The 14,018-nt window shown below is 70.7% G+C and carries 13 protein-coding genes; 7 read left to right on the forward strand and 6 right to left on the reverse strand.

What is annotated here, in order from left to right; translation table 11 throughout:
* Positions 1-4: 4 nt before the first annotated feature.
* From kal to kdd, 5 genes are read right to left on the reverse strand one after another with little or no spacing between them, the layout of a single operon-like run.
* The gene (gene kal / locus KALB_RS21810; RefSeq protein ID WP_025357839.1) at positions 5-406 is read right to left on the reverse strand and encodes a 3-aminobutyryl-CoA ammonia lyase; all 402 of its coding nucleotides are present in this window, start codon (positions 404-406) and stop codon (positions 5-7) included.
* Positions 403-1,149: a lysine 5,6-aminomutase subunit beta gene (gene kamE / locus KALB_RS21815; RefSeq protein WP_025357840.1), complete on the reverse strand. Its 747-nt coding sequence runs from the start codon at positions 1,147-1,149 to the stop codon at positions 403-405. The genes kal and kamE overlap by 4 nt, the downstream gene beginning before the upstream one ends.
* Complete coding sequence (gene kamD / locus KALB_RS21820; RefSeq protein ID WP_025357841.1) at positions 1,146-2,714, reverse strand: lysine 5,6-aminomutase subunit alpha; 1,569 nt, start codon at positions 2,712-2,714, stop codon at positions 1,146-1,148. Before kamD ends, kamE begins: the two co-directional genes overlap by 4 nt.
* The gene (locus KALB_RS21825) at positions 2,701-4,311 is read right to left on the reverse strand and encodes an amidohydrolase (protein ID WP_025357842.1); all 1,611 of its coding nucleotides are present in this window, start codon (positions 4,309-4,311) and stop codon (positions 2,701-2,703) included. Before KALB_RS21825 ends, kamD begins: the two co-directional genes overlap by 14 nt.
* Positions 4,308-5,351: an L-erythro-3,5-diaminohexanoate dehydrogenase gene (gene kdd, locus KALB_RS21830; RefSeq protein ID WP_236649985.1), complete on the reverse strand. Its 1,044-nt coding sequence runs from the start codon at positions 5,349-5,351 to the stop codon at positions 4,308-4,310. The genes KALB_RS21825 and kdd overlap by 4 nt, the downstream gene beginning before the upstream one ends.
* A gap of 83 nt (positions 5,352-5,434) precedes the next feature.
* Between kdd and KALB_RS44085 the strand changes: the two genes are divergently transcribed.
* Together KALB_RS44085 and KALB_RS21840 are read left to right on the forward strand one after the other, a co-directional pair.
* Positions 5,435-6,796, forward strand: a complete 1,362-nt coding sequence (locus KALB_RS44085) for a class I SAM-dependent methyltransferase (RefSeq protein ID WP_025357844.1) — start codon at positions 5,435-5,437, stop codon at positions 6,794-6,796.
* A gap of 143 nt (positions 6,797-6,939) precedes the next feature.
* A complete protein-coding gene (locus tag KALB_RS21840; RefSeq protein ID WP_025357845.1) occupies positions 6,940-8,352 on the forward strand; it encodes a KamA family radical SAM protein in 1,413 nt (470 codons plus the stop codon).
* Positions 8,353-8,419: 67 nt separating this feature from the next.
* Here the strand turns inward: KALB_RS21840 and KALB_RS21845 are convergent, their stop codons facing one another.
* Complete coding sequence (locus KALB_RS21845; protein ID WP_025357846.1) at positions 8,420-9,301, reverse strand: NAD(P)-dependent oxidoreductase; 882 nt, start codon at positions 9,299-9,301, stop codon at positions 8,420-8,422.
* A gap of 405 nt (positions 9,302-9,706) precedes the next feature.
* Between KALB_RS21845 and KALB_RS21850 the strand changes: the two genes are divergently transcribed.
* The 5 genes from KALB_RS21850 to KALB_RS21870 all read left to right on the forward strand — a co-directional run bounded on the left by KALB_RS21850 (position 9,707) and on the right by KALB_RS21870 (position 13,991).
* Entirely contained in the window at positions 9,707-11,173 is a 1,467-nt protein-coding gene (locus tag KALB_RS21850; protein WP_158510783.1) for an MFS transporter, read from the forward strand.
* 84 nt (positions 11,174-11,257) lie between these two features.
* The gene (locus KALB_RS21855; RefSeq protein ID WP_025357848.1) at positions 11,258-11,869 is read left to right on the forward strand and encodes a TetR/AcrR family transcriptional regulator; all 612 of its coding nucleotides are present in this window, start codon (positions 11,258-11,260) and stop codon (positions 11,867-11,869) included.
* Positions 11,866-12,177: a DUF6204 family protein gene (locus tag KALB_RS21860; RefSeq protein WP_030108210.1), complete on the forward strand. Its 312-nt coding sequence runs from the start codon at positions 11,866-11,868 to the stop codon at positions 12,175-12,177. The genes KALB_RS21855 and KALB_RS21860 overlap by 4 nt, the downstream gene beginning before the upstream one ends.
* Positions 12,178-12,222: 45 nt before the next feature.
* Complete coding sequence (locus KALB_RS21865) at positions 12,223-13,254, forward strand: GDSL-type esterase/lipase family protein (RefSeq protein WP_030108209.1); 1,032 nt, start codon at positions 12,223-12,225, stop codon at positions 13,252-13,254.
* A gap of 47 nt (positions 13,255-13,301) precedes the next feature.
* On the forward strand, positions 13,302-13,991 hold the full coding sequence (locus KALB_RS21870) for an ArsR/SmtB family transcription factor (RefSeq protein WP_025357849.1): 690 nt from the start codon (positions 13,302-13,304) through the stop codon (positions 13,989-13,991).
* Positions 13,992-14,018 lie beyond the last annotated feature (27 nt).

Genomic DNA, 14,018 nt, shown 5'->3' on the forward strand with positions numbered 1-14,018 from the left:
GGGACTACTCCGGTGCGGGGACCGGGACGACGACGGTGCCGGTGGCGCGGGTGACGACCAGCGGCGGGTCGAGCACGTCGGCGGCGGACGGGCCGCGCTCGGGGGCGGCACGGCACACGACGCGGGCCTCGAAGGTGATGCCCCGCGAGCGGGTGCCGACCCGGGTCAGGGTGGCGGTGGCCTCGACCACGTCACCGGCCCGGATGGGCGCCAGGAAGTCCACGGCGGTGTAGCCCGCGAACAGGCCCTCGTCCCCGTCGGTGCGCACGCACAGCTCGGTGGCCACGTCACCGAACAGGCCCAGCCCGTAGGCGCCGTCGACGAGGCTGCCCCCGTAGTGGGCGTGCGCGTGCGGCACGTACCGGCGGTGGGTGACGGAAAAACCCTCGTACAGGGCGGAACTCACGCGGCGACGCCTTTCTTGACGGTGTGCACGAGGAAGCTGGCGACCTCACCGGGAGTGGTGCCGCGCCCGAAGACCCGGTCCACCCCCAGGTCCCCGGCCATCAGCGGATCGAACCGGGGCCCGCCGGCGACCAGGGTGGGACGCCGGTCCCCCATGGCCTCACGGAAGGCAGCCGACATCTCCTGGGTGTTGAGGATGTGCGCGTCGCGCTGGGTGACCACCTGGGACACCAGCACCGCGTCGGCCTTCTCCGTGCGGGCCCGCTTGACCAGCTCGGGCACCGAGACCTGCGCGCCCATGTTGATCACCTTGAGCTCGCGGTAGTACTCCAGGCCCTTCTCCCCGGCGAAGCCCTTGATGTTGAGGATCGCGTCGATGCCCACGGTGTGCGCGTCGGTGCCGATGCACGCGCCCACCACGACCAGCTTGCGCCCCAACGACTCCTTCAGTTCCGAGTTCACCTCGTACGGGGACAGCAGCGGGTACTCCCGCTCCACCACCCGCACCTGCTCCAGGTCCACCAGGTGCTGCACCGAGCCGTAGACCACCACGAAGGTGAAGTCCGCGCCGATGGCGTGCGAGTGCACGACCATCGCCGGGTCCATGCCCATCTTGTTGGCCAGCTGCTGCGCGGCGCCCTCCGCGCGCGGGCCGTGCGGCACCGGCAGCGTGAACGACATCTGCACCATGCCGTCACCGGTGGTGTCCCCGTAGGGCCGCACATACCGCTTGTCCTGACTCACTGCCCTGCCTCCAGCAGCTCGCTGGCCGGGTTCACGTACCCGTCCGCCTTCTCCACCACTCCGTCGGCGCCCTTGCCCGCGTCCGGCGGGCGCTTCATCAGCCCGAACGTGCCCTCGGCGATCGCGGTGAGCAGCCCGTCCCGGCAGATCCGCTCCAGCAGGTCCACGGCCTCACCCAGCACCTGGTGGGCCCGCTTGACGATGAACCCGTCCGGCGCGGGCCGGAAGTCCTCGTGCAGGTTGCCCGCGGCGTTGAGCACGTAGCGCACGTTGGCCAGCGCCAGGTCCCGGTCGGACAGGAACGGGGTCACCACGGCCTCGGTCATCATGCCCACCAGCAGGATGCCCTGACCGGTCAGCGCGCCAACCAGGTTGAAGAACCCGTCCAGCAGGTAGCCCTTGAACACGTCCCCGGTCATGTGCTTGGTGGGCGGCATCCACTTCAGCGGGGCGTCCGGGAACAGCTCACGGGCCAGCAGCGCGTGCGCCAGCTCCATCCGGAACGAGTCGGCCAGGTCCGGGTTGATCTCGAACGCGTGCCCCAGGCCCAGCAGCTCGTCGGGCAACCCGGCCTCGTGCGCGAACCGCTCGTTGAGCAGCTGCGAGACCGTCACGGTGTGCGCCGCCTCCACCGCGTCGGCGGTGGTCAGGTAGTTGTCCTCACCGGTGTTGATGATGATCCCGGCACGGGCGTGCACCTGGCGGGAGAACCGCTGGTCCACGAAGGTCCGGATCGGGTTGATGTCGCGGAACAGGATGCCGTACATGGAGTCGTTGAGCATCATGTCCAGCCGCTCCAGCCCGGCCAGCACCGCGATCTCCGGCATGCACAGGCCCGAGGCGTAGTTGGTCAGCCGCACGTAGCGACCGACCTCCTTGGACACCTCGTCCAGCGCCGCCCGCATGATGCGGAAGTTCTCCTGCGTGGCGTAGGTCCCCGCGAACCCGTGGTGGGTGGCCCCCTCCGGCACGTAGTCCAGCAGGGACTGCCCGGTCGAGCGGATCACCGCGATCACGTCGGCACCGGCACGCGCCGCGTTGCAGGCCTGCACCACGTCCTCGTCGATGTCCCCGGTGGCCACGATCAGGTAGATCCACGGCCGCCGCGCCGGATCGCCCAGCCTGGCCACCAGCTTGTCGCGCTGGGCCCGGTTGCGGTCCACCGTGCGCAGCCCCTTGGCCACCGCGGTCCGCGCCGCCCTGCCCGCCCGCTCGGCCTGCTTGCCGGTGGGCACGGTGAACCGCACCTGCCCGGCCGCGGTCGCCTCGGCCAGCTCGGTCAACGAACCCAGGTCGTGCTCGCGCAGCGCGTGGAACGCCGGCAGCACCGCCCCGTGCTCCAGCCCGCAGTGCTCACGGATGGTGTCCACCACCCGGTTCACCCACGGCACGTCACCGGCCCGGTGCGTCGTGTCGGCACCGGTGATGCCCGCCAGCCGCAGCGTCGCCCGCTCCACGGCCACCGTGGTGTGCGCCCGCGCCAACGTGATCACCGGCTCGGCAGCGCGCGCCGCCAGCGCCCGCGCCCGCCCGACGACCTCGCCATCCAGGTCAAGCAGGGCCATCCAGTGCCCCCTCCCGATCGAAGATGATCTGTCCACCCAACACCGTGCGCAGGCAGGTCGGCAGCGCCGCGCCCGCCTCGAGCACCGGCAGCGCGGGCACCCGCGAACGCGGGTCGGTCGACCACCGCTGCACCCGCGAGTCCGCCGCCCCCACCACCAACTCCTCCGCACGCCACACCGCGTAGGTCGCGGGCGCACCCGGCACCAGCGTGCCGGTCAGCCCGTCGTCCACCCCGGCCGCCCGCCAGCCACCCCGGGTGTGCGCGGTGAACGCCGCCCGCGGCGACACCCCGGACCCGTCCGTGCGGTGGTGCACCGCCGCCCGCACCGCGGCCCACGGGTCCACAGTGGTCACCGGTGCGTCCGAACCCAGCGCCAGCACCACACCGGAAGCCGCCAGCCGCGAGAACGGGTTGAGCCCCGTACCGCGCGCGACGCCCAGCCGCTGCGCGTACATGCCCGACTCCCCGCCCCACTCCGCGTCGAACAGCGGCTGCACCGAGGCCGCCACGCCCCAGGCCGCCAGCTTCGCCGCCTGCTCCGCGCTGACCATCTCCAGGTGCTCCAGCCGGTGCCGGCACCCCGCCAGCGCGGGCCCGCCCACCACCTTCTCCGCCAACTCGAAGCCCGCGACCACCTCGGCCACCGCCGCGTCACCGATCACGTGGAAACCCGCCTGCACCTCGGCCCGCGTGCACGCCACCACGTGCTCGGCGATCGCCGCCGCGTCCAGGTACAGCGCCCCGCTGGTCCCCGGCTCGTCCGCGTAGGGCGCACACAGCGCGGCGGTCCGCGAGCCCAGCGCGCCGTCCACGAACAAGTCCCCGGCAAGCCCCCGCGCACCAACCGACCGCGCGGCCTCCAACGCACCCAGCTCACCCCAGTAGCCGACCACCTTCGGCCCACCGGTGCGGCCCAGCAACTCCGCCAGGTCCGCCAGCCCGGAGATGTCCGGCCCCGCGCACTCGTGCACGCTGGCGATCCCCCGCGAGGCCGCGTGCCGCAGGAACCCCTCCTGCGCCGCGGCCCGCTGCGCGGCACCGATCGACTCCTTGGCCGCCCGCCGCACGTGGTGGTGGGCCTCCCGCGACAGCGGCCCGTCCTCGGAGAAGCCCGCCGCCGAACGGGCCCCCGGAGCCGCCGCCAGCAACGCGGTGGACACCAGCGCCGAGTGCACGTCGATCCGCGACAGGTACACCGGACGGCCCCCGGCCGCTTCGTCCAATTCGGACCGGGTCGGCGCACGGCCCTCCGCCCACCGCGTCTCGTCCCAGCCGTGCCCCCACACCGTGGCCCCCGGCGCCTCGCGCACCGCCGCCAGCACCTGCGCCACCGACCGGCACCCGGTCAGGTCCACACCGGTCAGCAACAACCCGGTGGACGTGGCGTGCACGTGGGCGTCCACGAAGGCCGGGGCCACGAACGCGCCGTCCAGGTGCACCACCTCGGCGCCCTCCCCGTACAACGCGGTGCCCGGTGTGTCCTGGCCGACCCACACCACCACGCCGTCGGTCACGGCCATCGCCGTGGCCTCGGGGGAGGCCGGGGAGTAGATCCGGCCACCCAGCAACAGAGTCGTCCTCGAAGCAGCACTCACGGTTTCGCAGTCTGCCTCTCCCGCGCCTCGAACAGCGCACGCACCCCCGGCGTGGTCCGCAGCAGCCCCAGCGCGAACTCCGCGTGCCCGGGCACGTAGCCGTTGCCGATCAGCATCTCCACGTCCGCCGCCAGGCCCTCCGCGCCCAGGGCCGCCGCGGAGAACGAGGTCGCCATCGAGAAGAACACCACCGTGCCGCCCGCGGCCGTGGCCAGCACCGCCCCGTGCTCGCAGCCCGCCACGTCCACGCACACCACGGTCACCTCGACGGGCTCACCCACCGCCTGGGCCACCGCCAGCGGGTTGCGCGCGTCGGCGATGACGACCTCGTCGGCCAGCCCCGCCGCCCGCACCGCCTCCGCCTCACCCCGCGTGGGCACCAGCGCCACGACCCGGCTCGCACCGGCCGCACGCGCCGCCGCCAACGACAGCGACCCCGACTTGCCGCCACCCCCGATCACGCACACCGACCGCGCGGACTTGGCCCGCACGACCCGGTCGGTCAACGCCGGGGCACCGCACACGTCCAGCACCGACAGGGACAACTCCTCGGGCAGGTCCTCGGGCAGCACCGCCGCGATCGACCGTCCGAACAGGACAGCGGTGCCCTTGCACGGCACCTGCTCACCCAGACCGTCCCAATCGGACAGACCGTCAGTGATCACCAACGGGGTCAGCGTCAGCGACACCAGGGTCGCCACCCGGTCCCCCACCTTCAGCCCCAACGGCGAGTCGGGCCCCACCTCGCGCACCGTGCCCAGCAGCATGCCGCCCGACCCGGTCACCGGGTTCTGCATCTTGCCCCGCGCCGCCACGATCTCCAGCACCGCGGCCCGCACCGCCGCGCCATCCCCGTGCCGCTCACGCAACTGCCGGTAGGAGGCCGCGTCCAGGTTCAACCGCTCCACGTCCACCACGACCTCGTCCGGCCACGGCACCGGCGAGGCGTCCAACCGCAGGGCCTGCTGCGGCAACACCCCCTCCGGCTCCAGCACCCGGTGCAAGCCGATGGCCGAACCTCCCGCACGCGACACGGTCACAGTCCTCCTCCTGGAACTGACATCACCCGAACGTGCCCGAACCGGCACTCAACACGCCGCCGGGCCGAGTCGATCAACACCCTGTGAGCACGACACCGCACCACAGCCTGCGCTGCCCGCACTGCCGAACCCCGCTGCACCACACTCCCGTGCCCTGCCCCGCCCTGCCCGGCAGACCGTTCGGCACCCTGGACTGCGGCACCCACAGCTACCCCGTCATCGACGGCATCCCGGTCATCAGGCACGGCCAGGTCCCCGTCCAGGACCACACCACCGACACCGTCGAGGTCACCGGCCCCACCGTGGCCACCCTGCTCGCCGACGTGCGCGCCGGCCGCGGCCACCGGGCACTGGTCAGGCTGCTCGCCTTCGACCCCGAACTGCCCTGGCCACTGCCCCGCATCCCCGTCCTGCGCACCGCGCTGACCACCGGCCCCGCCCTGCCCCTGGCCCGCTGGCACCGCAGGCGCACCGTGCGCCGCCTGCTCACCGAGGACACGGCCAGCCAGACCGCCCAGGACTGGATGCAACTGTTCTACCTGCGCTCCCGCGGCATCGACCGCGAGCAGTACACCTACTTCTTCCACCGCTTCGCCCAGCCCCGCACGCTCGCCGCGCTCGCCCTGCTGGGCACGCTGCCCCAGCACGACCCGCGCCCCGTGCTCGACCTGGCCTGCGGCTTCGGCCACCTCACCCACGCCATCGGCCACCGCGGCCACGAGGTCCTCGGCACCGACCGCAACTACTTCCAGCTCTGGGTCGCCCGCCACTTCCTCGCCCCCAAGGCCCAGTTCGTCTGCGCCGACGCCGCCGACCCGCTGCCCTTCGCCGAGGGCGCGTTCTCCGCCGCCCTGTGCGCCGACGCCTTCCACCTGCTGCCCGGCAAGCAGCACCTCGTCGGCGAGCTGCGCCGCACCACCCCCGACGGGCCACTGCTGATCACACGAACCGGCAACGCCCTGGTCCAGCCCAACGAAGGCCGCGAGCTGAGCCCCACCGGCTACACCGACCTGCTCGGCGACCTGCACCACCAGGTCTTCGACGACCAGGAGCTGATCAGCGCCTACCTCGCCAACACCGCACCCCGTCCGCTGGACCAGGCCGACACCCGGAAGTGGATCACCATCCTGGCCACGCCCCGGCCCGTCACCGCACCCCGCCCCCGCCCGGACGGGCACTGGCCGCACGCCGCGGGCACGCTCACCGTCAACCCGGTCTACCACCGCACCCCGACAGGCACCGGCGAGCAGTTGCTCTTCCAGTTCCCCTCCTGCTGGTACGCCTTCGAGAACCACGCGATGCTCGACTACCACCTGCCCGCCACCACCGTGGACGCGGCCACCCTGGCCGACCTTGACGCCGGCCGCGGCCAGGCGGCCGTCCGCGAGCTGATCAGCGGCTTCGCCGTCATCGGCGTACCCGACCGGTACGCGCGCGCCCGCTGACCAGCAGCCGCTGGCACCGACTCGCTCACGCACCACCACCGAACTCCTTCGCCCTCAGTCACGGTCGGACCGGAAGATTTACGGGCGGCCGACACTCTGGCAGCATATATTTACGCAACCCTGAGGGCGAGAGGTGGAGTTGGATGACTGCGCTGTTCGACACCCGTGCCAGCGGCACCCCCGTCTCCGAGGCCGTCGACCGACAGCCGTACGAGTACGTGAGGCGGGAACTGGCCGAGCCGGACTGGCGACGCTTCCCCGGGTGGCGGGAGATCACCGAAACCCAGTGGCGCGACGCCCAGTGGCAACGTGTGCACTGCGTCAAGAACCTCAAACAGCTGCGCGCCGTGGTCGGCGACCTGCTCACCGAGCGCTTCTACGAAGACCTGCTCGACGACCAGCAGAACCTGGCCACGATGTCCATGCTGCTGCCACCGCAGATGCTCAACACCATGGCCATCGACGCCGCGGGCGACCCCGAGGCGTTCACCGAGGCCTTCTACGCCGACCCGGTCCGCCGCTACATGCTCCCGGTGGCCTCCGACCGCGTCCGCGGCTGGGCCAGCCACCCCCACTCCTCCCGCGACTCCCTGCACGAGGCGGAGATGTGGGTCGTCGAGGGACTGACCCACCGCTACCCCACCAAGGTCCTCGCCGAGATGGTGCCCACCTGCCCGCAGTACTGCGGCCACTGCACCCGCATGGACCTGGTCGGCAACTCCACCCCCCAGGTGGACAAGCACAAACTCAGCCTCAAGCCGGTTGACCGCCAGGACGCCATGATCGGCTACCTCAAGCAGACCCCCGGCGTGCGCGACGTGGTCGTCTCCGGCGGGGACGTGGCCAACATGCCCTGGCCCCAGCTCGAGTCCTTCCTCATGCGCCTGCTCGACATCGACACCGTGCGCGACATCCGCCTGGCCACCAAGGCCCTCGCGGGCATGCCCCAGCACTGGCTCCAGCCCAAGGTCGTCGAGGGCCTGGAACGCGTCGCCCGCACCGCACGCCGCCGCGGGGTCAACCTGGCCATCCACACCCACGTCAACCACGCCCAGTCGGTCACCCCGCTGGTCGCCGAGGCCGCCCGCACCGCACTGGAGGTCGGCGTCCGCGACGTCCGCAACCAGGGCGTGCTCATGCGCGGGGTCAACGCCACCCCCGAGGCGCTGCTCGACCTGTGCTTCGCACTCCAGGGAGAGGCCAACATCCTCCCCTACTACTTCTACATGTGCGACATGATCCCCAACGCCGAGCACTGGCGCCTGGCCGTCTGGGAAGCACAGGAACTCCAGCACGCCATCATGGGCTACCTGCCCGGCTACGCCACCCCGCGCATCGTCTGCGACGTGCCCTACGTCGGCAAGCGCTGGGTCCACCAGCTCTCCGAGTACGACCGCGAGCTGGGCATCTCCTACTGGACCAAGAACTACCGCACCGGCATCGAACGCGAGGACGCCGAGGCGCTCACCCGCCGCTACCCCTTCTACGACCCGATCTACACCCTCGGCGAGACCGGCCGCACCTGGTGGTCCGAGCAAGCCGAGACCAACGACTGACCCAGGTCGTGCTCGCGGCTGGCGACCGCCTGGTCGCCAGCCGCGTGAGCAGTGCGTTCGACCGCTCTCAGCCGCCGTCCCTCCGGATGAACTCGACCAGACGCGCGTAGCTGTCGTTGCCGTGTCCGGCCGCGATCGCCCGCCCGGTCAGCTCCTTGACCAGCTCCGGCAGACCGGAGGCCACCCCGCGCAGCTCGCTCGCGTGGGCGAGGATGTCCATCGTCTTCTGGTGCAACTCCAGGGTGAATTCCCCACCCGGATACTGCCCGGAGTCGACTTGCGGCGCGTAGGAGCGCATGAAGGCGCGGACGGTCTTCATCCACCGGTCGGCCACTGTCGTGTAGGTCGTTGCCGTCACGTTGCCACCGGGTCCGTCGGCGCCGATGAGGGCCACCCCGTGCAGCCAGCCGGTCAGCGTGCCCCACATCAGGCTCAACAACGCGGTGTCATACACCGACGCCAGAGCGGCGTCGGCGCCCAGGTACACCGGATGGCCCAGGGCCACGAGGATCCCGCGACTGCCGTCGAAGGCGGCCTGCGAACCGGCGTAGAGCAACAAGAAGTCCTGGTTGCCGATACCGGACGGAACCGTCATGATCACGCCGTCGAGGTAGTCGGCGCCCTGCCGCTCCACCCAGGCGGCCGTCTCCCGAGCGTGCACCGGCGAACCCGAGGTCAGATTGACGACCGTGCGGCCCACGAGCTGGTCGGCAATGGGCACCAGCACTTCGTGGACGGCCTCGTACGTCGCCAGGCAGACCACGACCAGCGGGCTCGCGTCCACAGCCTCGGCGGCCAAGGCGACCTCCGCAGCGCCCCTCACGGCCAGGTTGCCCGCCCTCCCCGGGGTGCGGTTCCACACGGTCGTCCGGTGACCAGCAGTCAGGAACGCCTTGGCCAGCGTCGTGCCCATCGGCCCCAGGCCCAGTACGGTCACTTTCTCACTCAAGTGATTCTCCCAACTCCGTGGACGAATGCGAGAAACCGGCGCACCTCCCGTGAATCACAGATGCGCCATCTCAGCGGCGTCCATTCGGCGGTGGGGCCTGAATAGGCACCCTCACCACTCCACTGCTGGCCAGTGGCCGCGACCTCCAAGTCTAGGGACTGATCTGCCAATCGGGGAGGGGGCCACCTGGCGTCGCACCGCCGACACCACCTCGCCCGAAGGCGGGAGTATATTTCGCCACTGTCCAGGTGGCGGCTACGACTTTCGGGGCGGTCCAGCGAGAACCACCGGGCGCGGATCTGCGACGCATTGGCAGCGGAGGCTGAGGGGTGATCAATGCACAACGAGGAACCACCGGCGGACACGGGACGCCACAAGGCCGTTCTCGCCGTGCTGTGCAGCGGATTGCTGCTGGTGACGATGGACAACACGACACTGAATGTCGCACTGCCCGAGATAGCCGAGGAGTTAAAGCCAAGCAGCACCGAAATGCTGTGGATAGTCGACCTCTACTCCCTCACCGTGGCCGGACTGCTGGTCACCGGAGGAACCCTGGGAGACCGGTTCGGACGCCGACGTTTCTTCCTCATCGGGATGGCCCTGTTCGGAGTCGCCTCGATCACCGCCGCCTTCGCGGGAACACTTCCCGTCCTGCTGGCCACCAGGATCCTGCGCGGCATCGGGGGCGCGATGATCATGCCAGCCACTCTGTCAATCATCCGCAACGTGTTCACCGACGCCCGGGAAAGAGGAGTGGCCATCGGGATCTGGGCCGCCACGGCCGCGGCCGGAACCGCACTCGGCCCGGTACTGACCGGACTCGCGCTGAAATGGTTTCCCTGGGGCTCGGTGTTCCTGCTCAGCCTGCCGATCGTCCTCGCGGCCATGGCGCTGACGATCATCGTCGTCCCCGAGTCCCGAGCCCCCTCACCCCGCTCGTTCGACGTGACCAGCGCCGCGCTGTCGATGGCAGGCCTGGGCAGCGTCGTGTACGGGATCAAACAGGTCGCCAACCACGGCGCCGACGACCTGCTGTCACTCGCCGTCCTGACCGTCGGCCTGCTCCTGATATGGATCTTCGTACGCAGGCAGACCCGAATGCCCGAACCACTGCTCGACCTGTCGCTGTTCACGAGCCGACGCTTCACCGCGGCGACCCTGTCAGTGCTGCTGTCGTTCTTCGGGTTCTTCGGCCTGATGTTCTTCATCACCCAGTACTTCCAGATCGTGCGTCACCTCAGCCCACTGGAGACCGGCCTGTGGATGCTGCCCCTGGCCGTGGCCAGCTTCGTGGCCTCCCCGATGACCGGCACCATCATCCGCACCCTCGGCACCCGATGGACCCTGACCGGCGCCTTCATCCTGATCGCCCTGTCACTGGGCCTGTTCGCGATGCTCGGCGGCGGCGCGGACCTAGTGATCATCACCCTCGGCTTCCTCGCGCTGGGATTCGGCTCGAGCGTGGTCGCCACCACCGGATCCCAAGCGATCATGTCCAGCGCGCCACCGGAACGCTCCGGCGGCGCCGCCGCGATCCAGGAAACAGCGTTCGAGACCGGCGGCGGACTCGGAGTCGCCGTACTGGGCAGCGTCATGACAGCCGTCTACCGGGCCACGCTGAGCGTCTCCCACGACATCCCCTCCACCGCACTCGACAGTGCCGCCCAATCCCTGCCCGCCGCCGTCACCGCCGCGGCCGACCTCCCTGACCCGGCAGGCGCCGACCTACTGACCGCCGCCCACACCGCCTTCTTCCACGGCCTGTCCATCGCCTGCATCACCGGCGCCGCGCTCATGCTGATCGTCGCGGCCATCGCCGCGGCCTGGCTTCCCCACCGCCGAGCAGAACAAGCCGAAGAACCCGTCGTTTGAGACACCACATGTCCGCAACGGCACCTTCATGACAACCCGCAAACCCGTTCGCATACAGCACCGGATCCGGATACAGTCCCGCATGTGAGCCCGCGCCCCACCCGCGAGCAGACCCAGCGCCAGACCCGCGCACGCCTGCTCGCCGCAGCCGCCGAACTGATCGCCGACCACGGGGTCAACGGCACCTCCATCGAACAGATCGCCGACCGGGCCGGGTACAGCCGAGGCGCCTTCTACAGCAACTTCAAGGACAAGTACGACCTCGTCCTGGAACTGCTGCTCGACCAGACCCGCCAGGGCATCGACGAGGTCAGCGCCCTAGACCACAGCACACTCGAACCCCTGCGCCAGTACAACCGCGACCGCGCCCCGCACATCACCAGCTGGCTCACCCTGCGCATGGAACTGTTCCTGCACGTCCTGCGCCACCCCGAACTACGCCCCCGGCTCGCCGAACGCGAACACCTCGCCCGCACCGCACTGCAAGCGGGCATCGAACACCACTTCGCCAGCACCGGCCGCACCCCACCCGCCGATCCCGCCCAGCTCGCACTGATCGTGCACGCACTGGAGGACGGCCTGCTCATCCAGAAATCCCTCACCCCCGACGAGCTGCCCGACGACCTCGCCGTGGACGCCTACCTGCTGCTGATCCGCTCGTGGACCGCGCTGTCCGACAAGGAGAACCCGACATGACCTACCGCGTCCGAGTCCAGGGCGTCTTCGACGGCCTCACCGAGGACCAACGCACCGAACTGCTCGCCGAACTGCCCACCCTCACCAGCGGAGGCTTCAGCCCCGAGGGCGGCCTGGTCTACGACAGCGCACTGCGCGCCTTCACCTTCCGCTACGAACTCGACCTGCCCGAGGACGCCACCGAACGCCTGGCCTGCACCGAAGCCACCGCGCTGGCCACCGCCCGGCTGCAAGCCCGGGGCTACGGCCACCGCGCACTGCGCGCCAGCGCCGTGGACATGTCCCAGATCAAAATCCGCCGACGCTGATCCGGCCGATCCGGAACAGTCCCGCGTTGCGTAGACTCAGCGGTGATGCGGGACTTCCTCCGGCGGTTCGGGATCGTCGTCATCCTGATACCGGCACTCGGCCTACTGCTGCTACTCAGCGACAACCCCTTCACCACACCACCGGGACCACCCGCGACCGCCGAGCGCGCCATCGTCGCGCTCGGCGACAGCACCATGTCCGGTGAGGGCGCGGGCGACTACACCCCCATCACCAACGGCCAGGCCGACAACTGGTGCCACCGCTCCCCCGCCGCCATGATCGACCAGATCACCGCACCGGACGTGCCCCACCTGATCAACCTCGCCTGCTCCGGCGCCGGCACCGACCGGATCACCCTGAACACCACCACCAAGGGCGTGGAACCCCAGCAGACACGGCAACTCGGCGAGGTGGCCAAGCGGTTCCGCGTCACCGCCGTGCTGGTGGCCATCGGCGCCAACGACGACCCGCAGTTCGGCGGCCTGATCAACCAGTGCGTGCAGGCCATCCTGCACCCCAGCGACCCGGGCTGCGGCAAGCAGGTCGACCCGCAGTGGCCGGGACGCGTCAACGCCATGGTGCCCAAGGTGGTGCGGGCCCTGCACGACATCCGCAAGGTCATGTCCGACAGCGGCTACTCCGTCACGGCCTACACCCTGGTGCTCCAGTCCTACGCCGCACCGGTGGCCCCCAACGTGGTGCGCAACCTGCAGAACCTCAACGGCTGCCCGTTCCGCTCCGACGACCTGCACTGGGTGCAGGACCGGGCCGTGCCCCTGCTGGACGCGGGCATGCGCAGCGCCGCCGAGCAGGCCGGGGTCCGCTTCCTGGACCTGGCCAAGGCGGGCACCGGACACGAGGCATGCTCGGGCAGCAGCGAGTGGTTCACCCGGCTCACCGTGAACTGGAACGACTTCCAGGACAACGCCAGGTACAACCACGCGCTCCAGTCCTCGTTCCACCCCAACGCCAAGGGCTACACCGCCTTCGCGGGCTGCATGAGCAAGTTCCTGGCGACCGACCAGAAGTCGGCCGCCTGCGTACCCGACGGCAAGGGCGGCCTGCGCCTGGGCTGAGCACGTGTCGGCGGCCACCGACACGTCCCCGACCTACGCTGCCAGGCATGCGCACCGTACAACTGGCCGAAGTCGCCGCCGTACTGGCCGACCCCACCCGCGCCGCCATGTGCCTCGCCCTGCTCGACGGCCAGGCGTGGACCGTGGGCGAACTGGGCCGGGCCGTGGGCGTCGCACCCTCCTCCGCCAGCGAACAGGTCGGCAGGCTCGCCGCGGCCGGGTTCATCAGCACGGTGCACCAGGGCAGGCACCGCTACGTGCGGATCACCGACAGCCGGGTCGCCGAACTGGTGGAACGGCTCGCCGAGCACGCCGAGCACCGGCCCGCCACGGGACTGCGCGGCACACTGAGCCGCAACCGGCTCGCCTTCGCGCGCACCTGTTACGACCACCTGGCCGGGCGGCTCGGGGTGGCGATCCGCAGCCGCATGCTGGCCACCGGCCTGATCGACACCAGCGACGGGCTCGCGCTCACCGAAGCCGGTCGCACCGCCCTGCACGAACTGGGCGTGCCGGTGCCCAGCGGCACCCGCAGGCCGCTGCTCAAGGAGTGCCTGGACTGGACGGAACGCCGCGAGCACCTCGGCGGCGCGCTGCCCGCCGCCCTGCTGGCACACGCCGTGGACCGGCACTGGCTGGAGCGCGGCACCGACCGCAGCGTCCGCCTGCTGCCTGAGGGGCACGAGCCCCTGGCCGTCCTTGGCGTTCGGTCTGTTGATTTGAGTTTGGAGCATTGATTTTAGTCGCCACTGAAGTCATAGTAA

Origin of the sequence: Kutzneria viridogrisea DSM 43870, assembly GCF_000525635.1 — a bacterium.
GTDB classification, from domain to species: Bacteria; Actinomycetota; Actinomycetes; order Mycobacteriales; family Pseudonocardiaceae; genus Kutzneria; species Kutzneria viridogrisea.

Excerpts from the sequence above, each read along its gene's own strand:
- KALB_RS21870 (WP_025357849.1), top strand. The coding sequence starts at position 13,302 with ATGCGCACCGTACAACTGGCCGAAGTCGCCGCCGTACTGGCCGACCCC.
- kamD (WP_025357841.1), bottom strand. The coding sequence starts at position 2,714 with ATGGCCCTGCTTGACCTGGATGGCGAGGTCGTCGGGCGGGCGCGGGCG.
- KALB_RS21840 (WP_025357845.1), top strand. The coding sequence starts at position 6,940 with ATGACTGCGCTGTTCGACACCCGTGCCAGCGGCACCCCCGTCTCCGAG.
- KALB_RS21860 (WP_030108210.1), top strand. The coding sequence starts at position 11,866 with ATGACCTACCGCGTCCGAGTCCAGGGCGTCTTCGACGGCCTCACCGAG.
- KALB_RS21865 (WP_030108209.1), top strand. The coding sequence starts at position 12,223 with ATGCGGGACTTCCTCCGGCGGTTCGGGATCGTCGTCATCCTGATACCG.